Origin of the sequence: Soehngenia longivitae (genome assembly GCF_004684055.1) — a bacterium.
In the GTDB taxonomy this organism is placed as follows: Bacteria; Bacillota; Clostridia; order Tissierellales; family Tissierellaceae; genus Soehngenia; species Soehngenia longivitae.
On record NZ_SRIB01000008.1, the window covers coordinates 1 to 26,350 of the forward strand.

Sequence of the window (26,350 nt, forward strand, 5' to 3'; positions counted from 1 at the left end):
TACTATCCAGCTCATTCGCATATAGATGTAAAGAAGAGGCGCAACCCTTAAAAAGGAAGACTAGGCTTCAAGGAGGTTAACTACGACCCCTATCTGTACAAATATTATCTCACCAGATTAGTGAGATAGAAAAGAAAATATAGTTTTTAAACTATGACTTTATTATACGAGGTGGTAATAAAAATACTTTTGAAAATAACATAGAATGTTAGATGAACACCTCTTTAGCTAACATACAGCAGGAGTACTATCGAAAACAAGGGCGGCATAGCCGTACATCTCGACCCTTGATTTTTGATTGTACACCTGCTATTTTTCTATTTAAGTTTCAAGTAATAAATATAAGTGAGCCTAACTAAAAAACAACATCTTCATATCATATGAATCAACGACATTGAATAAATATGATCGTTTATCCTATACAAATCACTCTATTTCTAGTATGGGAAATAATGTTCCAATTTGTTACAATAATAAGTATATAAAGTTTTTGGGAGTGAAAATGGTGACTAGTACAATTATAGAATTAAAGAATGTTTCAAAAAAATATGGTGATAAAATAATATTAGACAATGTAAGTCTAAAGCTCAATACAGGTGAACTGGTAATAATAAAGGGAATCTCTGGAGCAGGGAAGACAACATTATTAAACATATTAGCTTTTTTGGAAACAAAGGATTCTGGAGAATTATTCTGGAAAAACCAAAATATTGATATATTAAGTTCAAAGGAGAAGAAAAATATTAGAAGAACAGAAATGGGATTCATCTTTCAAGATTTTAATCTATATGAAAATTTAACTGTTGAAGAAAATTTAGAGATTTTTTTATCCCTAGCAACAGAAATGAAAAAAAATGAAATTCAAAGGCAAATAAAGGAATATTTAGATAAATTTCACATGGAGGATAGAAGAAAAACTTATGCAAGATTACTTTCAGGAGGAGAAAGACAAAGAGTTGCTGTAATGAGGGCTTTTCTAATAAATTCATCTATTGTTTTTGCCGATGAACCTTCTGCAAATATTGATGATGAAAACAAGAGAATAATAAGGGATTATTTAGCAGAGTTAAAAATTGGAGGTAAATCTATAATCATTGTTACACATGATGATTACTATGATAAACTTGCCGATGAAATATATGTTTTAAAAAACGGAAACTTAAGTGAAGCAAGTTGGGGGTAAAAAAATGAAAATAGTTTTATTATTTTTTAGAAGGAATTTCAAGAAATTCACAGGTATAATGTTCTCTATGATATCTTTCCTTTTGGTTATGAATCTCATATTAGGGATAATATTATCAGTGAAGGATCAATTTAAAACAGATATAGTTGATAACACTGATTTATATTTTATAGAAGTGTATAACGAGGAATCTCCTATGGATATTCCCCTAGAGTTAAGAGATGAAGTTAATTCTCTGGATGGAGTAGAGTCCTCATTTTTTGACTTTTCTCATCCAGTAAAGATTACTGATAGCCAAATAAACAACCTAGATATGACAAATATACTTGGAGTTGAGACAAAGGCATTAAAATATTTTAATATTGAAGAAATTGATGTAAAAGATGATTTTATTTTTATTAATAATGAATTAGAAAACAATGAAAAATTTAGGGATCTCAAAAAAGGAGATAAAGTTTATATTAGAGACTATAAATATGTAGAAAAAGATGGTGTGATGGATAGTGAAGAGTATCTAATAGAGAGAACATTTTACGGTTTTTTTTAATTTAATGAAAACCATATATTTAGAAACAATATATCATTGATTAATTATGACACAGCAGAAGAAATTGCAACAGGTATGACGAGAACAGGAGAGCCATTTTTTAGCAGGTTTATAGTTATTGTGCCAGAAGTTGATAAATTAGAGGAAGATGTTAATTTCATTTTAGCCGTTGGCATGTTAGTCTTGATAGGAACAATAAAGCTTATTAGAACATTTAAGCCTAATAATACTTTGAATTTTTACAAAGAGGTGTTAAAATAATGACGAAAATTATAAATTTAATTTCAATTTTACTAATATGTTTAATAATTATGAGTGGATGTAGTATTAGTACAAAAACAGACCTTTTTATTGACAAAGAGAATAATGGGGACAAGACTTTTAATATAGTACAAAACCCAATTTTTTATGTAGAGCCTTATGATGGATACCTCAAATATACTTATTATGACGATAATGATTCAGTAGTAAAAAAAGTGAACATAGGATATGAAGAAATTAAAAAAGAAGATCTTTTAACCCTAAGTAGTAGCGGAAACTACATATTGGTTCAAAAAAATATGGGGAAAGAAATTGATAGACTTGTATCCCTAAAGGATCTAAGAAGTTATCCGCTTAAATCGAGTGGATATCAGATAATAGCGGAAAACAATGAAAGTATTCTTTTTCAGAGATTTAATCATAATGGAAACCTATGGACAGTGGAGATTTTTGATAAGTCTAATGCTACAATAAGTGAGAGTGTTTTCTATAAAAAAATAAATGAAACAGCCTCAGAAATGAATGAAGGCATAAGTTTGGGAGATAATCAATTTGTATTTCTTTTCAGAGAAGCCGATGGTACTTATCTTGCTTATGTAAATGGTAATGACCTAATATATGATAAATTAAGTGATGATATAATGAGGGATATAAAGATATTAAAAAGTGAAGAAAATAAACTGGTTATATACAAAGGATACAAGGAAAGTGATTTTAAAAGTTTAATTGAGCCTCAAATAATATATCTGACCTACAGGGTAGAAGATAACAAATTGAATGTAAATGTAGATAAGATTATTAGTATTAGAGATAAAAATGTAGACCTTGATGGCAGTGACTGCCTTGAATTTATAAATAACGAAGATGGGAGCTACTCTATGCTGTTTAAATACAAAGGAAATGGCGCTATAAAAGTATTAGAAATAAATCAGTCTGGAGATATGGTGGAAAAAGATTCAATAAATAACTTTGATACAAAGCGAGTTAGAGTTGAAGGTAATGGTTTCTATTGTTTTGATGGGAAACAATTAATTTTTCTAGATAAGTAAATAAATTTATGAATTTACTTAAATTGCAATAATAAAAGCATTAAAGATAATACATTTTAAACCGAGAATAAATGAGAGTGTCAGATGAGTTAATTGATATCAATTAACTCATCTGTTTTTAAACTACACATAAAGGGTATATACTATTAAACTAATGTTGGGAGTAATAAAATGAACTACTACTATGAGCCAATAAATAAAGATGAAAAGATACCAATAAAAATATTCACTCAGACACTTGAACAATTTCCATTTCATTGGCACGATGAGGCGGAAATTATTTTTGTTTTAAAAGGCAAATGTTCTATTTATATAGATAACAATGTGACAGAACTAATTAAGGGGGATATTTTTATCATCAATAGTAGAGAAATTCATCAACTCAAATCTTCAGACCAACCCAAATGTGAGCTTTTAGTTTTTCAATTTGATCTTGATTATTTTGAAGATAAACATAAAGGAATAAATAACTTGACGTTTAAAGTAGATATAAATAAAGACAACAATGATATCATCGATAGGATAAAGAGCATTTTAGCAATGATAATGGATCAAACACTTAAACATGGAGAATATTATGAATTGAGAATAGAATTATTATTTACAGAGTTGATATTACTATTGGTTGATAACTTTGCTGTTAGAAATAATATAAATTCGGCAAGTATAAATAATGACTCTGAAAAAGTGTTTGAGATAATTGAGTTTATAAAAGACAATATAGACAATCAAAATTTAACTATAAAATTGATAGCAGAAAAGTTTCATTATAATAGTCAATACTTGTCTAAGTACTTTAAAAAGAGCACAGGCATTCCAATTAAAAAATATATTGAAAACCTGAGAGTTTCAAGATCGATAAACGATTTGAAGTATACAGATTTAAAAATAGTCGATTTAGCATTGAAAAATGGATTTCCAGATACAAAGAGCTATTACAGAGCGTTTAAAAACAGTATGGGAATTACGCCGAATGAGTTTAGAAATGAACATAAAGTAGATATATCTTACATGGATTTTAAAAATTATTTTTCTATTAATACAGAAGAACTATTATCTGAGCTATTTTTATACTTAGATAATTCTAAGCCAATAATTACTAGTGCAGACACGGCCACCAAAGAAATTAACATTTTATTAGACTTAAATCAATTAAATGTAGAATTACCAACATTACAAAAACCATGGGAAAACCTTATAACAATTGGATACTCAGTAGAGGGTTTGAGAAAAGATCAACTCGATATTATAGAGAAAGTCCAAAAAGATATAGGATTTAAATATATTAGATTCCACGGAATTTTCTCTGATTTTTTATCTATTTACAATGAAGATTCTTTAGGGAAAACCTTTTATGATTATAATGATTTAGATATGCTGATTGACTCATTAATGAAACTTGATATTAAACCTTTTATAGAATTAACATTTATTCCTACAAAATTAACGCAAAATGGCAATACGATTTTTAAGTGGAAAGATTCTATATCGAAACCTAGTGATATAAATAAATGGAATGATTTAATTGATAATTTCATAAGACATATAATTGATAGATATGGTATTGATGAAGTAAAGGATTGGTACTTTGAAGTATGGAATGAACCTGAAATAGAAGGTGTATTTTGGGATGGCAGCAAAGAGGAATTCTTTGAGTTTTTTGTTAGTACTTATCAAACGATTAAAAACATCTCAAAAGATCTAAAAGTAGGAGGAGTTGGGAATATGAGCTTCTTGCTATTTTTAGATTGGTTGGATAAATTTTATCAATATATAAATGAAAAAGATGTAAAACTGGATTTCTATTCTTTTCATGTATATTCAGTAGAATTAGTTGAAAGTATAACAGAAATCTCAAAATTAAAAGAAAAAATAGATGTAAATGATTATGAAGCTGTAAAATACAAAGCAAAATTAGGAGATGAAAATAAAGTAAGCGATTACATCACTTTATCAATTGATAGAGTACAAAAACTCCATAATTTTACAAAGGAAGAGTATTGGATTACAGAATTTAATAGCTCAACAATATCAAGAGATTTAATTCATGATACAGTATATATGTCAAGCTTTCTTGTTAAAAACTACTTAGAAAACTTCGAAAAGGTCAAGGGAATTGGTTATTGGACTTTAACGGATTTAAATAATGAATTTGAAATAGAGAAAGCTTTATTTTATGGAGGATTTGGACTTTTTACCTACAACGGTATACCAAAAGCATCATATAATGCGTATAATCTCCTACATGAACTTAAAGGTAATATCTTAGAAAAAAATAGTAATTATATAGTGTTAAAAGATAAAGACGATGTCTATTTAATGTTCCATAATTATATTCACTATGATGCTCAATATGAAAACTTAGATTTTTCTAGAATAAATTTATTGGATAGGTATTCGATTTTTGATGAATATAATACTAAATTTAACATTAATTTAAATGGATTGAGCGGAAATTACAAAGTAGAACAATATATAGTTAATAGAGAACATGGTTCTAGCTTTGATGCTTGGGTTGAAATGGGGTATCCCAAGTATCCATCATTAGTTCAAATAGAGTATTTGAAATCTCGCTCAGTTCCCAAAATATTGTATGAAGAAATGGAATTGGCTGATAAATTTGAAGAGACATTTGTACTTCTCCCTCATGAAATCAGATTAGTTAAATTAATAAAGCTATATAAGTAATATTTTTTAAAATCTACATTACTTATATAGCTTTTATTTTATAGTCATAAATTGGTATTGCAAAGGTTACATAATGGAATACATAATATTTTGAAACTGGATATAATATATGAAAATATATTAAGAAAGGGAGATAAATATGACAAAAAATAATTATCTAACTGGAAAAGCTGAACGTCTATCATATGGGTCATGGTTCGTGGGTCAGAACATAATTTATTTCATGGTAGTTTCATATTTAGCAATTTTTTTAACAGATGAAGTCGGGTTATTTGAAGGTTCTGTGGCTGCACTATTTTTAGTGGCTAGAATTTGGGATGCTGTAAACGATCCCATAATTGGAAGTTTATTAGATAAAGTGAATTTAAAGAAGGGTAAATACAAACCATGGGTTGATGCAGTAACCATTTTTATGCCAATCATAACTATTTTATTATTTTGGAATTTTAATGGTTCTTCAACATTTAACTTGGTCTATGCAAGTGTTTCATATTTAATCTACGACATACTTTATACTATTAGTGATGTTCCTATATTTGCTTTAGCAACTGTTATGACTGACAATTCAGATGAACGTGTCAGTATAATATCTATAGGAAGAGTTGCTGCCGGAATTGCATCTCTTATAATAGGAATAATTGCTCCACAATTGATAGCGAGATTAGGATACCAGTCTACAATAATTTATTTGATGATTATAGCATTCATATTGATGTTTCCTTTGAGATTTTTTGTTAAAGAGAGAGTAAAATATAATACAGAAGAAAATATAAGCTTAAAAGAAATGATAAAAGCGGTAGGTACGAATAGATATTTGCTAATATTTTATATAGCTTATATAGCAATAAATGCAACATTTACTACGATGACAATAGCTCCGTATTTTGCAAAATGGAATATGGGGGATATAGGATTTAATACAACTATGATGATTACTATGGCACTTCCTATAATACTTCTTCCTGCGTTGACACCAATGTTAATTAGAAAATTTGGGAAAAGAAAAATTTTTATGTGGGGGATAGGTTCCTCAATTGTATTCAGTGTAATTCAATATTTTGTCGGATATGAAAACGTTATTGTTTTTTTAATTTTAAATTTCTTGAAGATGATAGGCTTAATTGCACCAATGATGATGAATGGTATGTTTAGTGCTGACTGTGTAGAGTACGGAGCTTATAAGTATGGACAAAGAAATGCTGGAATGATTTTTAGCGTTCAAACATTTTCTACAAAACTAGGAAGCGCAATATCGAGTTCTTTATCCCTCTTAATAATATCTTATTTTGGATACCAAGGGACTGCATCGGTTCAGACTGCTGAAGCTTTGAATGGGATATGGATAACATTGAGTTTAGTACCAATAATCGGTTTAGTAATAGCGTTTATTGTTTTTGGTAAATACTATGATCTCAGCGAAAGTGAAGTACAAAGGATGATTGATGAAATGGAAGAGAAAAATTTACTAAAAACGGAGTAAGGAGGTTTTTTAATGGAGAGTGCAAATAAGATAATAGAAAAATTAACTCTTGATGAGAAACTAAATCTACTATCAGGCAAAAATTTCTGGCAGTTATATGAAATTCCACAATTTAACTTACAAAGTATAATGATGACAGATGGACCTCATGGTCTTAGAAAGCAGGAAGATAGTGCAGACAATCTGGGTTTAAACAAAAGTGTACCTGCAACTTGTTATCCAACGGCTAGCTGTTTAGCAAGTTCTTGGGATGAAGAACTTATATATCAGGTCGGGGAGCATCTAGGTGCTGAATGCCAAGTCGAGAAAGTTTCTGTTTTGCTTGGACCAGGAGTTAACTTAAAAAGAAATCCACTATGCGGACGTAATTTTGAATATTACTCAGAGGATCCACTTCTATCTGGGAAGATGGCTAAATCATGGATAAGTGGTTTGCAATCCAAAAATACAGGAGCTTCGTTAAAACATTTCGCAGCAAATAATCAGGAATACTATAGAATGGTATCTGATTCAATAATAGATGAAAGAACTTTGCACGAACTTTACTTGAAAGGATTTGAGATAGCAGTTAGAGAATCTAAACCATGGACTGTGATGAGCTCATATAACTATATAAATGGAGTTAGGACAGGCGAAAGCAGAGAACTTTTGACAGAAATTTTGAGAAATGATTGGGGATTTGATGGAGTAGTTGTCAGTGACTGGACTGCAGTTGATGATAAAGTTGCATCAATAAAAGCTGGGCTAGATTTAGAAATGCCTGGGAATAAAGGACTGTATAATGAAGAAGTAAAAAAAGCTTTGATGTCAGGACAGTTGACTATGGAGGAGTTAGAAGAAAGAGTCTTAAATGTGCTGAAATTGATTCAAAAATCACAAAACAACTTGAATGAAGAATTTAAAACTTATGACAAAGCAAAACATCATGAATTTGCTAAAAAAGTAGCAACTGAATGTATAGTATTGCTCAAAAATGATAATTCGATTTTACCTTTAAGCAATGATAAAAAAGTAGCATTAATAGGAGAATTTGCAAAAGTCCCAAGATATCAAGGAAGTGGTAGTAGTCAAATAAATCCTACTAAATTATCAATTGCTTTTGAAGAATTTCAAAAGCGTTTAGGTGATAATTTAATTTATTCTGATGGTTATGACTTAAAAAATGATAGCGTGGATGACGAAAGATTAAAAGAAGCTATAGAAATAGCTTCTAAGTCAGATGTGGCTGTTTTGATGGTGGGTCTACCTGATTCTTACGAAAGTGAAGGATTTGATAGAAAACATTTAAGTTTGCCTGAAAGCCATGATATTTTAATTAAAGAAATATCTAAAGTACAAGAAAATGTCGTTGTGATTCTATCAAATGGAGCTCCTGTGCTTATGCCATGGATAAACGATGTTGACGGAATTGTCGAGCAATACTTATCAGGTCAAGCCTCAGGAGAAGCAATCGCTGAGATTATATTTGGAGATGTAAACCCTTCAGGGAAATTAGCAGAAACTTTTCCGTTATCTTTAGAATCTGTACCTTCAAGTCACTTCTTCCCTGGAGAGCCAAGGCAAGTGCAGTATCGAGAAGGATTATATGTAGGATATCGTGCACACGATAGTTTAGGAACAGAGGTATTGTTTCCATTTGGACATGGTTTATCATACACGAAATTTGAATACAGTGCTTTAAGTACGGATAAGCCGACATATAAAAAAGGTGACACGATAAATGTAGCTTTTGATCTCAAAAATATCGGGGATAGAACAGGTAAAGAAATATGCCAATTGTATGTAGAAAAAATTGACTCAAAAGTATATAGACCAAAGAAAGAATTAAAAGCCTATGCAAAAATAGAATTAAAACCAGGAGATTTAAAACATACGATTTTGAATATAAAAGTAACCGATTTATATGTCTTTCAAAATGGCGAGTTTAAAGTAGAATCAGGTAGATATATTCTTCATATAGGAAGCTCATCAAGAGATATAAGATCAAAAACAGAGATATACATTGAAAGTGATGATGAAGTTTTTGATGATGGACTCAAAGAATATAAAGATATCACTCCAAATTATATATTCAACGAAAGCGACTTTGAAAAATTACTTGGGAGACCTGTTCCAAGACCAATTGCTACAAAACCTTATACAAGAAATACAACTTTGGGAGAGATAAAAGATACTTTTATTGGGAAAAGAATAGTTGGAGTTGTAGAAAAACAGGTTTCAAAAATGTCTATTGATGAAGAAAATACAATGAGCAATATGATAAGCGCAATGATATACCAAATGCCATTGAGAACGTTAGCTAGTTTTAGTGGCGGTGCAATATCTATCAATAGAATTGACGGGTTGGTTAATTTGTTGAATAAAAATTATTTAAAGGGAATAGGAAAAATTATTAAAGGTTAAATAAAAATCCTCGATATATTTATATACCGAGGATTTTTTGCTTACCATCTCCTATAATAATATATTAATATATTAATATATTATTATAGGAGATGGTTTTATATGTATGAGGAATTCTTTGATTCGAAAAGACAAGAACAAATGAGAAGATCCTTTTTAAAGATTGCTGAGAAAGGGAATTTGAAAAGCTATAAAAAAAACAGCATCATAAAAATACCAGATAAAAAGTGCATAGTAATAGTGATATCTGGAAATATAAAACAATCAATTTACAGTATGGATGGCGAAGAGAAAATTCTATATCTTCTTCAAGGTGGAGAGATATTTAAAGAAATGGATTATTTTTGTGGTGGTGAAAGCACTTTAGTTACGAAAGCGCTGGAAGATAGTACAATTTCGATTTTAGAAGAAGAGGTTATTGAGAATATATTATTAGAAAATCCCAATATTTACAGGGACATTATCCACAGTATAACAAGAAAGTTTAGGATAGTGATGTTTCAGATGGCAAATATGGCTTTCAGCGATTCTCTAGGGAAAGTTGCAGACACGTTGATAAGGCTATATTATCAGGAAGGGCAAGATATGGATAGAGGAAAGAAAATAAATGAAAAATTCACGCATGAAGAGATAGCAAAATTAATTGGTTGTTCTAGGGTTACAGTTACTAGAGCTTTGAATAAATTCAAAGATGAGAATATGTTAGAGATAAATAATGGAGAAATTATAATCCGAGATATTGAAAATTTAGAAAAATTTATCAAATGGAAGTGATTTTGTATACTGGTATACAGAAAGGCACCTTATTGTAGTGTATATTTAAATAAAAATAAATGGAGGTGTGAAAATGATTAAATTACTCGGAGTTTTAATCATTGTTGTAGGTTTCGCATTGAAGCTTGACACTATTGCTGTTGTGCTTACAGCAGGAGTAGTGACAGGCATAGTTGGAGGTTTAAGCTTCAACGAAATATTGACTATACTTGGAAAGGCATTTGTAGAAAACAGATACATGACTGTATTTTTTGTTACATTGCCTATTATCGGGTTGTTGGAAGGGTATGGACTTAAACAGAGAGCTGCAGAGTTAATAGGAAAAGTTAAAGCTGCAACAAGCGGAAAGATATTATCTATTTATATGGTCATAAGAACTATTGCGGCAGCTCTATCTTTGAGAATTGGAGGACATGTTGAGTTCATTAGACCACTAATCTATCCAATGGCAGAAGGTGCTGACAAAAATAAATATGAAGATTTACCAGAAGAAGCAGTGGAAACTATAAAAGGAATGAGTGCATCAGTTGAAAACTATGCTAACTTTTATGGTCAAAATGTTTTTATCGCAGCTGGAGGGGTGCTGCTTATAGTTGGTACTCTTGGAGAACTGGGGATAGAGGTTACTGAAAAGCAGGTTTCAAATGCATCTATACCGATAGCTATTATAGCTGTAATTTTAGTTGCTATTCAACTTAGATTACATGATAGAAAGATTAACAATATAATTAATAAAAATAAATAGATTGGTAGGTGAGAATTATGGCTTTGGAGATACTTTATATATTATCTGGACTTGTATCAATGGTAGCGGCAGTTTTATCCTTTAAAGATAAGACGTTGAAAACAAGATATGGGACCGCACTCTTTTGGGCAATTTTAGCTATAACATTTATATTTGGGAAAGTAATACCACCTTCTATTGTAGGAATTTTAGTGTTGGTAATGGGAGTGCTGACTGCAACAAAACAAGTCAGAATTGGTACTTTTAAACAAACCAGCGAAGAGTTTAAATCAGAAAAATCAAAACTAATAGGGAATAAATTATTTATACCTGTTTTGAGTATTGCAGCTTTTGCATTTGGCATAGGGCAATTCACATCTTTAGGTGGTCTTGTTGGTATGGGAATAGGGGCTGTTGTTGGTACAATCGCTGGACTTTTTATAACAAAAGCCTCTGTTGGTGAAACTTTAGAAGGAGGCAATAGATTGATACAGCAAGTTGGTCCTTTTGCAATTTTACCACAGTTACTTGCTGCTTTAGGTGCTTTGTTTAATGCTGCTGGTGTAGGAGAAGTGATCGCAAATGGGATTTCAAATGTCATACCAACAGGAAATATTGTGTTTGGAGTAATCGCATATTGTGTTGGAATGGCAGTATTTACAATGATCATGGGAAACGCTTTTGCTGCTTTTGCAGTTATTACTGCGGGAATAGGATTACCATTTGTATTTAGCCAAGGAGCAAACCCTGCTATAGCAGGAGCGCTAGCGCTTACAGCGGGATATTGTGGAACTCTTTTAACACCAATGGCAGCTAATTTTAATATTGTACCAGCGGCTGTACTGGAGACAAAGGATAAATACAAAGTTATAAAAACACAGGCGCCTATGGCAATCACACTATTAGTGATACACATTATATTGATGTTAGTATGGGCTTTTTAGAAGATAGGAGGATAAAATGAAAGTTTTAGTTACAGGATTTGATCCATTTGGAGGAGAAAAAGTAAACCCCGCATTTGAAGCAGTTAAGAGACTAGAGGACAAAATTGCAGGAGCTCAAGTTATTAAAGTTGAAATACCTACTGTTTTTAGAAAGTCGATTGAAATACTTGATAAGAAGATAGAGGAAGAAAAACCTGATGTAGTTATTTGTGTAGGCCAAGCTGGTGGGAGATTTGATATGACAGTTGAAAGAGTTGCCATAAATATAAGTGATGCCTCAATAGAAGATAATGAAGGGAATAAGCCTATTGATGAAACAATATTTGAAGATGGTGAAAATGCATATTTTTCATCACTACCTATAAAATCAATAGTTTCGAACATAAGAAATGAAAAGATACCAGCTAGCGTTTCAAATACTGCGGGAACTTATGTTTGTAATCACATCATGTATGGACTGCTTTATCTGATTGACAAAAAGTATAAAAATATTAGAGGAGGATTTATACACGTTCCTTATTTACCTGAACAAGTGGTGGATAAAAGATCAACTCCAAGTATGAATATAAATGACATTGTCACAGCACTTACGGTTGCTATAAAAACAACAGTTGAAACACAAAATGATATAAAAATCAGTGACGGTAAAACTCACTAAAAATATAGGCCTATTAAGATGAAAATTCTTAATGGGCTTATATTTTGCAATAAATAGATTATAATATAAGAAAGGCAGGTGATTATATGGAAACTTTTTTTATTACTAAAAATGATAGTTCGGTTTCAAATTGGGCTTTTGGAAAAACATACGAATACTTTATATATCCGTATTCTTCAAATTACAAAGAAAGAGATTTTCTAGTAAGACTTAGCTTGGCTACTCAAGAAACAGATGAAATTTCAGAATACACAAAGTTAGAAGGATTTACTAGATTTTTGACAAGCCTTTCTAATGATCTTACTTTATTCCATTCATCAAAAGAAGAAAAAACATTGCACGAACTTCTAGATATAGATGTATTCGATGGAGGGGAAAAAACATATGCTAAAGGGAAGGTAATGGACTTTAATATGATGTTAAAAAATGGTATAAGAGGAGATATGACTTATTTAAGGGACGATAGTTCAATTAAGCCTAAATATAAATCTATTGTATTTTTAAGTACAAAGGGAAAAGCAATCATAAAATATGAAGATAACCTTTCACGATTTTTGAATAAATATGATATGATTGTCTTAAGGGATATTTATCCGGATTTAAAGTTAAAAATCGATATGAATGGGGATATTTTACTTAGGATGGATTTTGATGTATAGGAGGGATTTATATGGATTTAATTAAAATCAAAGAAGACGTAAGAACTGTCACAAGACAACTTTTAGATGCAGCGAAATTAAATGAGAAAGAGGCAGTCATTATTGGTGGTTCTACTAGTGAGATAATAGGAGAAAAGCTTGGATCAAATTCAAACTTAGATATTGCTAGAGCTGTTATAAGTGTTTTTGTGGAAGAAGTAAAAAAGGATAATCTCTATCCTGTAGTTCAAGGTTGTGAACACATAAATAGAGCTCTTGTTGTTGAAGAGGAATATGCTAAAATGATGAATTTAGAGATAGTCAATGTTATTCCAATTTTGCATGCAGGTGGAGGGTTTGCTACAGCAGCAATGGAAATATTTGAAAAGCCAGTAGTTGTAGAAAATGTAAAAGTGAGTGCAGGTATAGATATAGGAGATGTGTTCATTGGGATGCATTTAAAACCTGTAGGTGTTGTAGTAAGGAGCGAAATTAAAGAGATAGGCAAAGCTCATTTGAGCATGATAAGGACTAGACCTAAACTTATCGGAGGAGAAAGAGCTATACATCAAAAACTATGATCTTTATGGTGATAATATGTTTTTTATCTTAGGAATTAGTCAAAAAGAGAAGAAGTTAGATTATGATGAAGTAGTTGTATGCAAGTGTTGTAATAAATATGGACATATCGAAGTGTTTTTAACTTATAGCTACTTTTTCTTATTTTTTATTCCTATTTTCAAATGGAATAAAAAATATTTTGTGAAGATGAGCTGCTGCGATGCAATAGCAGAGATAGATAGTGATTTAGGTCAAAAAATTGAGAGAAGAGAAATATCTCATATAGATTTAGACAAGATAGACTTGCACTGTTTTGAGAAAAGAGAAAAAATATGCAGAAATTGTGGCTACTTAGCAGAAGAAGATTTTATATATTGTCCAAGATGTGGTGAGAGATTATAATCCATTGGCACGAATCTTGCTTATATAATTACTGTAGATAGTAACTATATAAGGAGGGTAATCATGAGATTAAAAGACAAAGTGGCAATAATCACAGGTGGAGCTAGAGGAATAGGGGAAGCTACAGCTAAGAAATTTGTGGAAGAAGGGGCAAAAGTAGTAATTGCTGACATTAATGAAAAAGAATTATTAGAGACAGAAGAATTTCTAAAAGAACTCGGCGGAGATGTAATGAGCATAGTAGTTGATGTAACTGATTCTGCAAGCGTTAACAATATGATTGAAAAAACTGTTCAAAAATATGGCAGACTTGATTGCATAGTAAATAATGCAGGAATAACCATGGACTCTACTCTTTTGAAAATGAGTGAAGAACAATGGGATAAAGTCATAGACGTAAATTTAAAAGGTGTGTTTTTATGTGGGCAAGCTGCTGCAAAAGTGATGGTAAACCAAGGCAGTGGCGTTATTTTGAGTGCTTCAAGTGTAGTAGGTCTGTATGGAAATTTCGGACAAACTAATTACGCTGCAACAAAATGGGGAGTAATCGGAATGACTAAGACATGGGCGAAAGAATTAGGTAAAAAAGGGGTAAGAGCCAATGCTGTAGCCCCAGGGTTTATCGCAACTCCAATGGTTGCTAAAATGCCTGAAAATGTAGTGGATATGATGAAAGGAAAAGCACCGCTTGGTAGACTTGGAGAGCCAGAAGAGATAGCGAATGCCTATGCTTTTTTAGCATCTGATGAAGCTTCTTTTATTACGGGCGCTTGTTTGGAAGTAACTGGAGGAGTAGTACTTTAAGCTGATGATTTTCATCAGCTTTATTTTTTTATAGTAATGTGCTAATATGAAAATATATTCATATTAGGAGGAGTTGCAATGACTTCATTAAAAAATGGAGGTAATAGCTTGAAAGACAGCAAGACTGTTCAAAATATGGACAGTTTAGTTGAAATAGATGATGATACTGTTTTGACTGAATACCTTGTGGATATGCTTCATAAAATATTTGATCCTCTACCTGTGCCGATGATACTAATTGACAAGGATTCTAAGGTTAGGATGATAAACCAAGTATTTGCTGATTTTTTGGGGTATCCTAAGAGCTACATCATAGGGAAACCAGTTGCTGAAATTGATAAAAATACTAGGTTTCCATTTGTTCTTAAGACAAAGAAATCAGAAATAGCATGGAAACATAAATTTGGGAATGGTCGAACTGCTATAGTTCACAGAATAGTGGTTTTAGATGAACAAGGAGAAGTGAAATACGCTGTTGGCATGGTTTTGTTTGAAGATTTAGATCAGTTCAAAGACATAATAGAAAAAAATAAACTTCTAGAAAATGAAGTGCATCTTTATAAGAGTCAGTTAAAAGAAATGTACGGAGCCAAATACTCATGGGACACTATAATAGGAAATAGCCCAAAGATGAGTCAAACTAAGTTTATAGCTAAAAGAGCTGCTCAATCAATCTCAAATGTGCTCATATTAGGAGAAAGTGGAACGGGAAAAGAGCTTTTTGCACATGCAATACACAATGATAGTGCTAGAAATCACATGCCTTTTGTTAAAGTAAACTGTGCAGCAATTCCAAGTGAACTCTTGGAATCTGAACTATTTGGATATGAAGAGGGAGCGTTTACTGGAGCAAAAAAAGGTGGTAAGATTGGTAAATTTGAGCTTGCAAATGGAGGAAGTATATTCTTGGATGAAATTGGGGATATGCCTTTGAAAATGCAGGCAAAACTATTGAGAGTTCTTCAAGAGAGAGAATTTGAAAGAGTGGGTGGTAACAGAACAGTAAAGATAGATTTAAGAGTAATCGCTGCCACAAACAAAGACTTACAAAGACTTATTGCCGAAGGGAAATTTAGAGAAGATCTTTATTATAGGCTAAATGTAATGACTATTGAGATACCTCCTTTGAGGGAGCGAGTTGAAGATATCGAAGAGATTACGATAAAATTAATGGAAAAGCTTTCGAATCAGTTAGGGATCTATGTTCCTAAAATATCTAAAAAAGCTTTAGAGCTTCTGAAATCATACAGCTGGCCTGGAAATGTTAGAGAGCTAGAAAATGTCTTAGAGAGAGCAATAAATTTGACAGAAACTGATACTATATTGCCTATACATTTACCACTTTATATTACGCAAAACAAAAGGAAAATTGATCCTAATTCGATTGATTCTTTGCAAAATTTATTAGAACAAACTGAAAGAGAAGCTATAAAAAGCTGCCTAGAGTATACGAATGGAAATAAATTAAAGACAGCTAAGATATTAAACATCAGCAGAACTAACTTATATTCAAAAATAGAAAAATACGGCTTAGAATAAAAAATGTACTATATTTGGACATGTCCAAATATAGTACATTTTTTTTATTTAGAATATTTCTATTTTTCTAATAGTGATAGTACTTCTAAATTGAATTTTGATTGGCATGGAAGTTGCATAATATAAGTGAAACAGGAGGTGATATTACGGATGTGCTAAATTGCTTAATAAATACTGCACCCATATATAGTGAATTGACAAATAAAAAGGTTGCTATCTCAATTTGTGATTTAGAGAAATGCCTTCTGTATATTCCTGCGATTGATCTTGACCATAAATTAAAATCAGGAGATAGCCATATACAAAACACATGTGCTTATGAATGCATAAAAATTGGCGAAAAGATCGAGAGAAAAGTAGATTTTGATAATGGAAGACTAACTTACTATGCAGTTGCAATTCCAATTAGAGATGAAAATGGTGAAATAATAGGGGCAATATCCTTTTCTCAAAACTACAAACATAATGAGATGTTAAATGCTCTTGTAGATAATATATTTGATTCGTTTGAAAATTTTAGGAATTTATCTAGTCAAGTGCTAAATAATGCCAATGATCTAGAAAAACTAAATCAAAGATATTTAACAATAATAGAACATTATAACAAGAAATTAGAATTATTGGATTCTCATTTGAGATTATTAAATATATATGAAAAACTAGACACTTATAAAAATCAGATGGATATTGATGATCTAAATGTAGGACTGGGGTTTGACATTGAAGAGATAAGGAAACTATCCAATGATTTCAAAACAATTTCAAGCTACCAATTGGATTCTACTAGATATATTGCAAACACAACTGAGATAATTTCTAAAAGGATATCAAAGCTCAAAGAACAAGTAAAAAATATAATTTAATATAAAGTTGGCACATTAATTGCATAATTAAAATTTAGGAGGGATATCATGTTAAAAAAGATTGAATTACCAAATGGAGAAACTTTAGCTTATAGAAAGCATGGAAATGGGGAAAAGGTTTTACTACTCATCCATGGTAATATGTCATCATCAATGCATTGGGATACTGTTGTGGAAAGACTACCTGATGATTATACTGCTTATGCTATGGACATGAGAGGTTTTGGGGCATCAAGCTACAACAATAGATTTAACTCATTAAGAGATCTATCTAATGATATAAAGTTATTTTGTGATGCGTTGAAACTAGATAAATTCTCTATAGTTGCTTGGTCAACTGGTGGTGGAGTAGCAATGTATTTTGCAATTGACTATCCAGAAATGGTTGAAAAGATAGTGTTGGTAGAATCTGTTGGAATTAAGGGTTATCCAATATTTAAAAAAGATGAAAACAACCAACCGATTTTGGGACAGTTTTTGACTACCAAAGAAGAAATTGAAAATGATCCAGTTCAAGTACTGCCTATATTAAAGGCTTATGAAGATAAAAATAAAGACTTCATCAAATTTGTTTGGGATAATACCATATATACCTTTAAAAAGCCTGATGAAGAAAGATATCAAAGATATCTAGATGAGATTTTGATGCAAAGAAATTTAGTTGACATAGATTATTCTCTAGTTCATTTTAACATTTCTCATGAACACAATGGTGCAGAACAAGGAACCGGAGAAGTCGACAAAATCACTCAACCTGTTTTAGTTATGCAAGGAGAAAACGATATAGTAGTACCAAAGGAAATGGGAATTGAAATGGCCGCTGCAATAGGAGATAATGCGAAATTAGAATTGTTGCCTAACGGTGGGCACGCACCGATGGAAGATGATTTAGATAGATTTATGAAAGTAACATTAGAATTTTTGGCATAAAGGAGGGTTATAAGTGGCAAATTTGAATACAAATGTGGGAATTTTAGGAACAGGATTGTACATTCCTAAAAACAGAATGACAGCAAAAGAAATATCAGAGGCCACAAATGGCTTGTGGACAGAACAAGCAATAATTGAAAAACTAGGCATTATTGAAAAACCTATACCAGGTGACGGAGATGGAACTCAAGAGATGGGAGTTAAAGCAGCTTTAGATGCTTTAGAAAGGACTGGTCTAGATCCAAAAGAAATCGACTTAATTCTTTGCATTGGGGAAGAATGGAAGGAATATCCTTTGACAACATCTGGGATATACATTCAAGAAAAGATAGGGGCAGATAATGCTTGGGCAATTGATGTTCAACAAAGATGCTGTTCTACAGTTTCTGCGATGAAAATAGCTAAAGACATGATGATTGCTGATGATGAAATAAATACAGTTATGATAGTTGGCGGATACAGAAACGGTGATTTTGTTGATTATACAGATAAAGATATGTCTATGATGTACAACTTAGCTGCTGGTGGTGGAGCTATTATACTAAAGAAAAATTTAAATAGAAACGTCTTATTGGGCACTCATATAGTAACAGATGGTTCAATGGCAAGAGATGCAGGGGTTGAGTTTGGGGGCATAGAAAAGCCAATAACAAAAGAAAATGTAGATATTGCATATAAATCACTTAGGTTATTCGATGCAAAACACATGAAAGATAGATTGAATGAAGTGTCATTAAAAAATTGGTATCATTGCATAGATAGAGCATTTGAAAAATCCAACATAAGTAAAGAAGAATTAGGTTATCTTGCCGTACTACACTTTAAATACTCACAGCATAAAGCTATGCTTGAACACCTAGGGCTTACAGAAGATCAAACTAATTATCTTTCTCACTATGGCCACATTGGTCAGATAGACCAAATACTATCACTTCAACTTGGTTTGGAACAAGGGAAGATAAAGGAAGGCACTGTTATTTCAATGATAGCAGCTGGAATAGGTTATGCGTGGGCAGCAAACGTAATTAAATGGGGAAAATGGGAGGACTAGACATGGATTTGGAGAAGATATATAAGAGTAAATTATTATCATTAGAAGAAGCTTTAAGTCTTGTAAAATCAGATTATAATTTAGTTTCTGCATTAGCGGCTGCTGAGCCTAGAGAGTTTTTATCAAATCTTCATACAATAGCGGATAGAGTAAAAAATGTAAATGTTTCCACGTGTTTGCCTTTAGGGGATTATGAATATTTCATGAATCCAAAATACAAAGAAAGCTTTCAAATGGATGGATGGTTTTTTACACCTGCAACCAGAAGAGCCCATAAAAATGGAAATGTTTCTTTTATACCAAATCATTTACACTTAGCTGCAAAAAAGAGAATATTTCATAGAAAACCCAATATATTTTTAGGCACAGGTGCACCAATGGACAAACACGGCTATGTATCACTTTCTTTAAGCACAACTTATGAGAGGGAAATGATTGATGCGTCCGATATAGTGATAATCGAGATAAATCCAAACATGCCAAGGACTTTTGGAGATTCAGTAATCCACATTAATGACATAGATTATGTCATAGAAGCAAATTATCCTGTTCCTGAACTAGAAATAGTAGAACCTTCAGAGAAGGATACGATCATCGGAAGATATATTGCAGATCTTATTGATGATGGATCTACCATCCAATTAGGAATTGGTGGAATCCCAAATGCTGTAGCTAAAGAACTTATGCATAAAAAAGACCTCGGAATACACACGGAGATGCTTACTGATGGGATGGTTGACTTATACAATGCAGGAGTAATCACTGGTAGATACAAGACTTTAATGCCAGGGAAGATGGTTACAACTTTCGTACTAGGTAGTAAAAAACTATATGACTTTGTTGATGATAATCCTGGTGTAAATGTAATGAGAGGCTCATGGGTTAATGACCCATATATAATTGGTCAAAACTACAAGATGGTTTCGATAAACACCACGATAGAGATAGATTTAACTGGGCAATGTGCATCTGAATCAATAGGACATGTGCAGTTTAGTGGTACTGGTGGACAGGCTGACACAGCGATTGGTGCTCAAAACTCAGTAGGAGGAAAATCCATCATAGCACTTTATTCAACTGCAAATGTAAGGGTGGACGGATCTGATGAAAGAAAGACAATTTCAAAAATCGTTCCAGCATTAGCTAAAGGAGCTGCGGTTTCATTGTCTAGAAATGATGTAGACTATGTAGTTACTGAATACGGAGTAGCTTCACTTAGGGGAACATCTATTAGGGAAAGAGTAAAAGCTTTGATAAATATTGCTCATCCTGATTTTAGAGAAGAATTACAAAGAGAAGCTGACGAGTTGATGATTTGGTAGAGAAGGAGGCTAACCATGCCAAGTACAAAGATAAAAGGATACGAAATATATTATGAGGTCTATGGGAAAGGGGAGACAATAGTTCTTTTAAATGGAATCATGATGTCAACCTCCAGTTGGAATAGCTTCATAGATGTGTTTAGTAGAAATAACAGATTGGTACTAATTGATTTTTTAGATCAAGGTAAGTCACAGAAATCAGATAAACCATATGATCAAAAATTGCAGAGTGATATCGTAAAAGGAGTAATTGATGAATTAAAAATAGATAAAATTCATCTGGTGGGAGTGTCTTATGGGGGAGAAGTTGCTTTAAATTTTGCTTTAAAATATCAAGAGAATTTATCGTCATTGATATTAGCAAATACAACAAGCTATACTACCCAATTGCTAAGAGATGTAGGAAAATGCTGGAACTATGCAGCAAAAAACCATGATGGAAGAGCATTTTTTAAGGCTACTATGCCATTTATTTATTCGGTTGAATTTTATGAAGAAAACATTGACTGGCTTAAAAAAAGGGAAGATTTGTTTGTAACTATATTTGATGACGCGTGGTATGAAGCCTATATTAGACTTGTCGATAGTGCAGAGAATCTTGATATAAGAGAAGAAATAGAAAAAATAAAAGTACCGACACTTATTATTAGTGCAGAATACGATATCACAACACCTATAAGATATCAGAAAGTTATACATGAAAAAATACAAAATTCTAAATGGGTTCTCATCAAAGGGAGTGGACATGCAAGTATGTATGAAAAACCACAAGAATTTGCTTCAAATATACTTGGATTTATAAACACTTATGATGAAGAAATAAAAATTGTCTGAAGGGGTGAGAATTAATGGACATATTCGTACAAATATTACTCAATAGCCTAGAAACAGGAGGAATATACGCACTTGCAGCATTAGGTATAATTCTCATTTTCAGAACTTCTGTAACAACGAATTTTGCACAAGGCTCAATCAGTATGTTTAGTGCATTTTTAGCTACAATAGTATTGATAAGAACTGGAATATCCCCAATATCAGCTGCTATAGTAGGTATGCTATTTGCTCTTCTAATTGGTGTGTTAGTCGACTACTTTGTCATATCAAGGGCACAAAGAGTCAATCCAGTATCAAAACAGATTATTACTTTAGGCCTTATAATGATATTTTTGGGCCTAGCTCCAATGCTGTTTGGAACCGACCCCCTACAATTTCCAAGATTTGTCTACGGTTCCTACAGCTTTTTCGGAGCGACAATATCATATAATGCAATATTTAATATAGTTGTAGGATTAGCATTGATGGGTATTTTGTTCTTTGCACTTCAAAAAACAAAATGGGGGCTATCAGTTAGAGCAACTGCATCAAATGATGTAGTCGCTAGAATGATGGGAATTCCAACAGCACAAGTAACCAGAGCTTCATGGGCAATTGCAGCTGCTTTAGGGACATTATCTGCATTGATGCTTGCACCAACAAATAGTGTAAATCTATCTATGATGGACACAGTTCAAGTCACAGCTTTATTAGCATGTATACTAGGAGGATTCACCTCGTTTTATGGGGCTGTTATCGCAGCTTATCTAATTGGATTTGCTAGTAATTTATTGTCTTTTTATGTTTCCTCAATTTGGAGTGATTCAATTTTGTATTTATTGATTTTGACTGTAATTTTATTTAAACCAACAGGCATATTTGGTAAAAAAGTTATAAAGAAAGTATAGAGGTGAAGAGATGAACAGTAAATTGATGAATTTTTATAAATCACATAAACCATATTCTCAGTTTCTTCTATTTGGGATAATACTTTCTTTATTGCCTCTATTAGTTAACTTAGGCTTGGTGAAATATTCACTTTTAACGACTGTAGCGAGTATATTGATATATTCTATAGTTGCATTGGGACTAAATTTGCTTTTAGGTTATTCAGGCCTGATATCCCTTGGAACAGCAGGATTTATGGGAATGGGGACCTACCTAACAGCATTTATCACTGCTGATTTGGGTTTGCCGTTTGAATTAGCTTTGATAATCTCAGTGGCAGTACCGATGTTGATTGGGGTTTTAACTGGGTTGGTTTCGTTAAGGATAGAAGGATATTATCTTGCAATAGCAACTCTTGCTATATCTGAGATATTGAGGAAGGTGTTTGTAGAATTTGACTTTGTTACAAATGGTTTTTCAGGGAAACAAGCCCAATACCCAAAACTACTGGGATTTTTACAATTGGATAGAAATGGAACTTATATACTGATAGTTTTCTTCCTTATCCTTGTCATGGTTATGATGCACAATCTAGTAAACAGCCATACAGGTAGAGCATTATCAACTATGAGAGGTAGTGAAGCTGCGGCTAGTGCAATGGGAATAAATATTTACAGGCATAGATTATTGTCTTTTGCCATTGCGGTTTCATTTTCAGCATTAGGAGGGGTATTGTACATGCACTTTGTAAAATACACTTATCCGAATGCATGGATATTGATGCTTTCGCTCAATATTTTAGCAGTAATAGTAATTGGTGGCGTTAGGAGTATATCAGGAACTATCCTAGGTGCTTTTATAGTATTCGGAGTTCCAGACTTAATTTTAAAAAGACTTCCAATAATAGGAAGTATAGATGGGGCAGCATATATTTTCAATGGTTTATTGATTATTTTAGTTATCCTATTCTACCCAAATGGATTGATTAATATGAGATTTGACATACAGAGAAATTTCCGCAAGCTATTTAAGAGAGGAGAGGATCTCAATGGATAAGATGGACAATAAAGTTTTAAAAGTAGAAAACCTCTCCATTGCTTTTGGTGGGTTAAAAGCAGTTGACAATTTATCATTTGACATAGATGAAGGAGAAATATTTGGACTTATAGGACCAAATGGTGCTGGAAAAACTACGGTTTTTAACTGTATCACTCAGTTTTACAAACCTGATGAAGGGGATATCTACTTTAGAACAAATACTGGTGAAGTTGAAAACCTAGTGGGAAAGAAAACTCATGAAATAATTGGGAAAGGTCTTGTTAGAACATTTCAAAATATAGAACTTATTAGAGAATTGACGGTAGTTGAAAATATTATGGTAGGAGCTCATGTAGAGTTTAAAGCTTCCTTATTTAATCAATTTTTCAGACTCAAAAAGACTAGACAAGAAGAAAGCAGGATTAGGAAAAGAGCAGAGGAAATACTTGATCACATGGGATTATTATCTATAAAAGACATGTTAGTAGCAGGGCAGCCATATGGTGTGCTTAAAAAAATTGAGCTGGCAAGAGCTTTGATGCTCGACCCTAAACTCATTATATTGGATGAGCCGGCAGCTGGTTTAAACGACTCAGAAACATTGTCTTTAGTAAATATAATAAAAGAGATAAAGATGGAGAGAAATTGTTCAATTCTATTAATTGAGCATGATATGAAATTTGTAAATGGCCTATGCGATAGAATTTGTGCCATAAATTTTGGAAAACTTTTAGCCATAGGGACACCTGAAGAAATACAAGGTAATGAACAAGTCCAAATTGCCTATCTTGGAAAGGAGGACGACTGATGAATGAGTGTTTAGGAATTAAAAACTTAAAAGTTAATTATGGGAGCATTGAAGCGCTTAAAGGAATAGACATATCCGTTAAAGAAGGACAGATAGTTGCATTACTTGGTGCAAATGGAGCAGGAAAGACAACAACATTAAGAAAAATATCTGGCATATTGGAAGCAAAAAGTGGCAGTGTTCAGTTTTTCGGGGAAGACATTACAAAATTACCACCACATAAAATTGCTTCAAAAGGAATAATACAATCTCCTGAAGGCAGACAGGTATTTAGAGATTTGACAGTTGAAGAAAATCTTATGATAGGTGCATATACTATTAAAAATAAGAAAGAATTAAAAAATAATTTTGACAGAGTTTATTCATATTTCCCGGTTCTTAGGGAGAGAAAGAATCAAATTGCCTCAACATTATCCGGTGGAGAACAACAAATGCTCGCAATTGGTAGAGCTTTGATGGGAAACCCCAAATTGTTGTTATTAGATGAGCCATCTCTAGGTCTTGCACCTTTGATTGTAAAAAATATATTTCATATCATCGAAGAAATAAGAAAAGACGGTACAACTGTATTAATAGTAGAGCAAAATGCATTGCAAACATTAAAAATAGCCGATTATGCATATGTTTTAGAGGTAGGCAAGGTCGGTATGGAAGGGAGTGCTAAAGAGCTAAGAAATAACAGTTCATTAATTGAAGTTTATTTGGGAGGAAAAAATTAAACAGGAGGTAATAAAATGAAAAAAAGAATATCTATTATAATGGTTTTAGCTTTGATTATATCAACTCTAGCAGGATGTACGACAAGCAATGAAATTGCACAAGGGGTTACAGATACAACAGTTAAAGTTGGCAACACAGCGGCAACATCAGGGGCTTTTGCAGCAGTAGGTGTACCTTTCAATGCAGGTATAGAAGCATATTTCAAGATGGTAAATGATGCAGGTGGAATTGATGGCAGAAAGATTGAATTTGTTCATTATGATGATGAATTTGATCCAATAAAAGCTACTACTTTTACAGAGCAACTTATAAATGACGATAAAGTTTTTGCAATTGTAGGGCACTTCGGTACACCAACAATTGGCGCGACTTTGGATTTATTGAAAGAAACAGGTATACCTGCAGTTTATTTTGCAGCTGGTATAGCAGCTCTTTATAATGAAGATGCTACATCTATTGAAAATGGAAAAGGATTATTCCCAGTACAACCTATTTATGTAACAGAGGGTAGATTAATTGTAGCAAGAGCAATTGAAGAACATAATGCTAAAAAAGTAGGCGTAATTTATACAAATGATGATGCTGGAAAAGACTTATTAGCAGGAATAGAAAATCAAGTAGAAAAATTAGGTGCTGATTACACAGTTGTAAAAGAGCAAGTAAATCCAGGAGCAACTGATGTATCAAGTCAAGCACTAAAAATGAAAAATGAAAATGTTGATGTAATAGTTGCAGCATCTATACAAGCAACATTGCCAACAATTATTAAAGGTTTGATAGCACAAGGAGTAAATAAACCTGTCTTTACAACATATTCAAATGCTGATGCTACTACAATAGCAAATTTCCAAACTGATTATGCAAACGCTGCAAACAAATTCCCTATCTATTCAAATGCATGGGTAGATTTAAGCAATCAAGAAGAAGTTGACCAATTTGTTCAAGGCATGACTGACTTTGGGAAACCTGAATATGCAGCTAATGCATTTTCAATGGCTGGATGGATAGCAGGACATTTCTTCGTAGAAGGATTAAGAAGGGTTGAAGGTGAAACATTAAATTGGGAAAATTATATTAATGGAATGGAAAAAGAACCATTTAAAATCCCAATGGGTGGAACAGTAGACTTTGCAAATGGAAAGAGACTTGGGACTCAGTCAATGTCATTGCTAAAAGTATCAGAAGATGGCTCAGCATGGGAAGTAGTAAAACCAGTAGAAGACTTAAATGTGATACTAGATAGAATTCAATAAGATATACCG

General features: G+C 32.3%; 26 protein-coding genes. All 26 read left to right on the forward strand.

Annotated features, from left to right (window positions below):
- Positions 1–505: 505 nt before the first annotated feature.
- The 26 genes from E4100_RS06255 to E4100_RS06380 all read left to right on the forward strand — a co-directional run bounded on the left by E4100_RS06255 (position 506) and on the right by E4100_RS06380 (position 26,341).
- On the forward strand, positions 506–1,183 hold the full coding sequence (locus E4100_RS06255; protein ID WP_167792093.1) for an ABC transporter ATP-binding protein: 678 nt from the start codon (positions 506–508) through the stop codon (positions 1,181–1,183).
- Positions 1,184–1,187: 4 nt separating this feature from the next.
- On the forward strand, positions 1,188–1,730 hold the full coding sequence (locus tag E4100_RS06260) for a hypothetical protein (protein ID WP_135271179.1): 543 nt from the start codon (positions 1,188–1,190) through the stop codon (positions 1,728–1,730).
- Between the two features lie 36 nt (positions 1,731–1,766).
- Positions 1,767–1,991: a hypothetical protein gene (locus E4100_RS06265; protein ID WP_135271180.1), complete on the forward strand. Its 225-nt coding sequence runs from the start codon at positions 1,767–1,769 to the stop codon at positions 1,989–1,991.
- Positions 1,991–3,040, forward strand: a complete 1,050-nt coding sequence (locus E4100_RS06270; RefSeq protein ID WP_135271181.1) for a hypothetical protein — start codon at positions 1,991–1,993, stop codon at positions 3,038–3,040. Before E4100_RS06265 ends, E4100_RS06270 begins: the two co-directional genes overlap by 1 nt.
- 171 nt (positions 3,041–3,211) lie before the next feature.
- Positions 3,212–5,728 (forward strand): GH39 family glycosyl hydrolase, encoded by a 2,517-nt coding sequence (locus tag E4100_RS06275; RefSeq protein WP_135271182.1) that lies wholly within the window; start codon positions 3,212–3,214, stop codon positions 5,726–5,728.
- 139 nt (positions 5,729–5,867) lie between these two features.
- On the forward strand, positions 5,868–7,208 hold the full coding sequence (locus E4100_RS06280; RefSeq protein WP_135271183.1) for an MFS transporter: 1,341 nt from the start codon (positions 5,868–5,870) through the stop codon (positions 7,206–7,208).
- Between the two features lie 12 nt (positions 7,209–7,220).
- Positions 7,221–9,611, forward strand: coding sequence for a glycoside hydrolase family 3 C-terminal domain-containing protein (locus E4100_RS06285; protein ID WP_135271184.1), 2,391 nt, complete (start codon positions 7,221–7,223; stop codon positions 9,609–9,611).
- A gap of 102 nt (positions 9,612–9,713) precedes the next feature.
- A complete protein-coding gene (locus tag E4100_RS06290; RefSeq protein ID WP_135271185.1) occupies positions 9,714–10,385 on the forward strand; it encodes a Crp/Fnr family transcriptional regulator in 672 nt (223 codons plus the stop codon).
- 73 nt (positions 10,386–10,458) lie between these two features.
- Complete coding sequence (locus E4100_RS06295) at positions 10,459–11,130, forward strand: DUF969 domain-containing protein (protein ID WP_135271186.1); 672 nt, start codon at positions 10,459–10,461, stop codon at positions 11,128–11,130.
- A 17-nt stretch (positions 11,131–11,147) separates the two neighbouring features.
- Positions 11,148–12,053: a DUF979 domain-containing protein gene (locus E4100_RS06300; protein WP_135271187.1), complete on the forward strand. Its 906-nt coding sequence runs from the start codon at positions 11,148–11,150 to the stop codon at positions 12,051–12,053.
- Positions 12,054–12,069: 16 nt separating this feature from the next.
- Entirely contained in the window at positions 12,070–12,711 is a 642-nt protein-coding gene (gene pcp, locus E4100_RS06305; RefSeq protein WP_135271188.1) for a pyroglutamyl-peptidase I, read from the forward strand.
- Between the two features lie 86 nt (positions 12,712–12,797).
- Positions 12,798–13,370, forward strand: a complete 573-nt coding sequence (locus E4100_RS06310; protein WP_135271189.1) for a HutD family protein — start codon at positions 12,798–12,800, stop codon at positions 13,368–13,370.
- 11 nt (positions 13,371–13,381) lie between these two features.
- On the forward strand, positions 13,382–13,930 hold the full coding sequence (locus E4100_RS06315) for a TIGR01440 family protein (RefSeq protein WP_135271190.1): 549 nt from the start codon (positions 13,382–13,384) through the stop codon (positions 13,928–13,930).
- Between the two features lie 16 nt (positions 13,931–13,946).
- Positions 13,947–14,312, forward strand: coding sequence for a zinc ribbon domain-containing protein (locus E4100_RS06320; protein ID WP_135271191.1), 366 nt, complete (start codon positions 13,947–13,949; stop codon positions 14,310–14,312).
- A 63-nt stretch (positions 14,313–14,375) separates the two neighbouring features.
- Positions 14,376–15,116 carry a 3-oxoacyl-ACP reductase FabG gene (gene fabG / locus E4100_RS06325; RefSeq protein WP_135271192.1) on the forward strand — a complete coding sequence of 247 codons (741 nt, stop codon included), beginning with the start codon at positions 14,376–14,378 and terminating at the stop codon, positions 15,114–15,116.
- A 78-nt stretch (positions 15,117–15,194) separates the two neighbouring features.
- Positions 15,195–16,655, forward strand: a complete 1,461-nt coding sequence (locus tag E4100_RS06330; protein ID WP_209315297.1) for a sigma-54 interaction domain-containing protein — start codon at positions 15,195–15,197, stop codon at positions 16,653–16,655.
- 152 nt (positions 16,656–16,807) lie between these two features.
- On the forward strand, positions 16,808–17,518 hold the full coding sequence (locus E4100_RS06335; RefSeq protein WP_135271193.1) for a hypothetical protein: 711 nt from the start codon (positions 16,808–16,810) through the stop codon (positions 17,516–17,518).
- Between the two features lie 48 nt (positions 17,519–17,566).
- Positions 17,567–18,448 carry an intracellular short-chain-length polyhydroxyalkanoate depolymerase gene (gene phaZ, locus E4100_RS06340; protein ID WP_135271194.1) on the forward strand — a complete coding sequence of 294 codons (882 nt, stop codon included), beginning with the start codon at positions 17,567–17,569 and terminating at the stop codon, positions 18,446–18,448.
- A gap of 13 nt (positions 18,449–18,461) precedes the next feature.
- Positions 18,462–19,499: a 3-oxoacyl-ACP synthase gene (locus E4100_RS06345; protein WP_135271195.1), complete on the forward strand. Its 1,038-nt coding sequence runs from the start codon at positions 18,462–18,464 to the stop codon at positions 19,497–19,499.
- A gap of 2 nt (positions 19,500–19,501) precedes the next feature.
- A complete protein-coding gene (locus E4100_RS06350) occupies positions 19,502–20,821 on the forward strand; it encodes an acetyl-CoA hydrolase/transferase family protein (protein ID WP_135271196.1) in 1,320 nt (439 codons plus the stop codon).
- 15 nt (positions 20,822–20,836) lie between these two features.
- Complete coding sequence (locus E4100_RS06355) at positions 20,837–21,655, forward strand: alpha/beta fold hydrolase (protein WP_135271197.1); 819 nt, start codon at positions 20,837–20,839, stop codon at positions 21,653–21,655.
- Between the two features lie 14 nt (positions 21,656–21,669).
- Positions 21,670–22,542: a branched-chain amino acid ABC transporter permease gene (locus tag E4100_RS06360; RefSeq protein WP_135271198.1), complete on the forward strand. Its 873-nt coding sequence runs from the start codon at positions 21,670–21,672 to the stop codon at positions 22,540–22,542.
- Between the two features lie 10 nt (positions 22,543–22,552).
- Positions 22,553–23,578 carry a branched-chain amino acid ABC transporter permease gene (locus E4100_RS06365; protein ID WP_135271199.1) on the forward strand — a complete coding sequence of 342 codons (1,026 nt, stop codon included), beginning with the start codon at positions 22,553–22,555 and terminating at the stop codon, positions 23,576–23,578.
- Positions 23,571–24,368: an ABC transporter ATP-binding protein gene (locus tag E4100_RS06370; RefSeq protein WP_209315302.1), complete on the forward strand. Its 798-nt coding sequence runs from the start codon at positions 23,571–23,573 to the stop codon at positions 24,366–24,368. Before E4100_RS06365 ends, E4100_RS06370 begins: the two co-directional genes overlap by 8 nt.
- Positions 24,368–25,087, forward strand: a complete 720-nt coding sequence (locus tag E4100_RS06375) for an ABC transporter ATP-binding protein (protein WP_135271200.1) — start codon at positions 24,368–24,370, stop codon at positions 25,085–25,087. Before E4100_RS06370 ends, E4100_RS06375 begins: the two co-directional genes overlap by 1 nt.
- Positions 25,088–25,102: 15 nt before the next feature.
- Positions 25,103–26,341 carry an ABC transporter substrate-binding protein gene (locus E4100_RS06380; RefSeq protein ID WP_135271201.1) on the forward strand — a complete coding sequence of 413 codons (1,239 nt, stop codon included), beginning with the start codon at positions 25,103–25,105 and terminating at the stop codon, positions 26,339–26,341.
- Positions 26,342–26,350: the final 9 nt, after the last annotated feature.

Bases quoted from the DNA above. Each gene is read 5' to 3' on its own strand.
- E4100_RS06360 (WP_135271198.1), top strand. From the start codon at position 21,670: ATGGACATATTCGTACAAATATTACTCAATAGCCTAGAAACAGGAGGA.
- E4100_RS06365 (WP_135271199.1), top strand. From the start codon at position 22,553: ATGAACAGTAAATTGATGAATTTTTATAAATCACATAAACCATATTCT.
- E4100_RS06320 (WP_135271191.1), top strand. From the start codon at position 13,947: ATGTTTTTTATCTTAGGAATTAGTCAAAAAGAGAAGAAGTTAGATTAT.
- pcp (WP_135271188.1), top strand. From the start codon at position 12,070: ATGAAAGTTTTAGTTACAGGATTTGATCCATTTGGAGGAGAAAAAGTA.
- E4100_RS06290 (WP_135271185.1), top strand. From the start codon at position 9,714: ATGTATGAGGAATTCTTTGATTCGAAAAGACAAGAACAAATGAGAAGA.
- E4100_RS06370 (WP_209315302.1), top strand. From the start codon at position 23,571: ATGGATAAGATGGACAATAAAGTTTTAAAAGTAGAAAACCTCTCCATT.
- phaZ (WP_135271194.1), top strand. From the start codon at position 17,567: ATGTTAAAAAAGATTGAATTACCAAATGGAGAAACTTTAGCTTATAGA.
- E4100_RS06285 (WP_135271184.1), top strand. From the start codon at position 7,221: ATGGAGAGTGCAAATAAGATAATAGAAAAATTAACTCTTGATGAGAAA.
- fabG (WP_135271192.1), top strand. From the start codon at position 14,376: ATGAGATTAAAAGACAAAGTGGCAATAATCACAGGTGGAGCTAGAGGA.
- E4100_RS06355 (WP_135271197.1), top strand. From the start codon at position 20,837: ATGCCAAGTACAAAGATAAAAGGATACGAAATATATTATGAGGTCTAT.
- E4100_RS06350 (WP_135271196.1), top strand. From the start codon at position 19,502: ATGGATTTGGAGAAGATATATAAGAGTAAATTATTATCATTAGAAGAA.
- E4100_RS06295 (WP_135271186.1), top strand. From the start codon at position 10,459: ATGATTAAATTACTCGGAGTTTTAATCATTGTTGTAGGTTTCGCATTG.
- E4100_RS06275 (WP_135271182.1), top strand. From the start codon at position 3,212: ATGAACTACTACTATGAGCCAATAAATAAAGATGAAAAGATACCAATA.
- E4100_RS06310 (WP_135271189.1), top strand. From the start codon at position 12,798: ATGGAAACTTTTTTTATTACTAAAAATGATAGTTCGGTTTCAAATTGG.
- E4100_RS06375 (WP_135271200.1), top strand. From the start codon at position 24,368: ATGAATGAGTGTTTAGGAATTAAAAACTTAAAAGTTAATTATGGGAGC.
- E4100_RS06270 (WP_135271181.1), top strand. From the start codon at position 1,991: ATGACGAAAATTATAAATTTAATTTCAATTTTACTAATATGTTTAATA.
- E4100_RS06260 (WP_135271179.1), top strand. From the start codon at position 1,188: ATGAAAATAGTTTTATTATTTTTTAGAAGGAATTTCAAGAAATTCACA.
- E4100_RS06330 (WP_209315297.1), top strand. From the start codon at position 15,195: ATGACTTCATTAAAAAATGGAGGTAATAGCTTGAAAGACAGCAAGACT.
- E4100_RS06380 (WP_135271201.1), top strand. From the start codon at position 25,103: ATGAAAAAAAGAATATCTATTATAATGGTTTTAGCTTTGATTATATCA.
- E4100_RS06280 (WP_135271183.1), top strand. From the start codon at position 5,868: ATGACAAAAAATAATTATCTAACTGGAAAAGCTGAACGTCTATCATAT.
- E4100_RS06315 (WP_135271190.1), top strand. From the start codon at position 13,382: ATGGATTTAATTAAAATCAAAGAAGACGTAAGAACTGTCACAAGACAA.
- E4100_RS06300 (WP_135271187.1), top strand. From the start codon at position 11,148: ATGGCTTTGGAGATACTTTATATATTATCTGGACTTGTATCAATGGTA.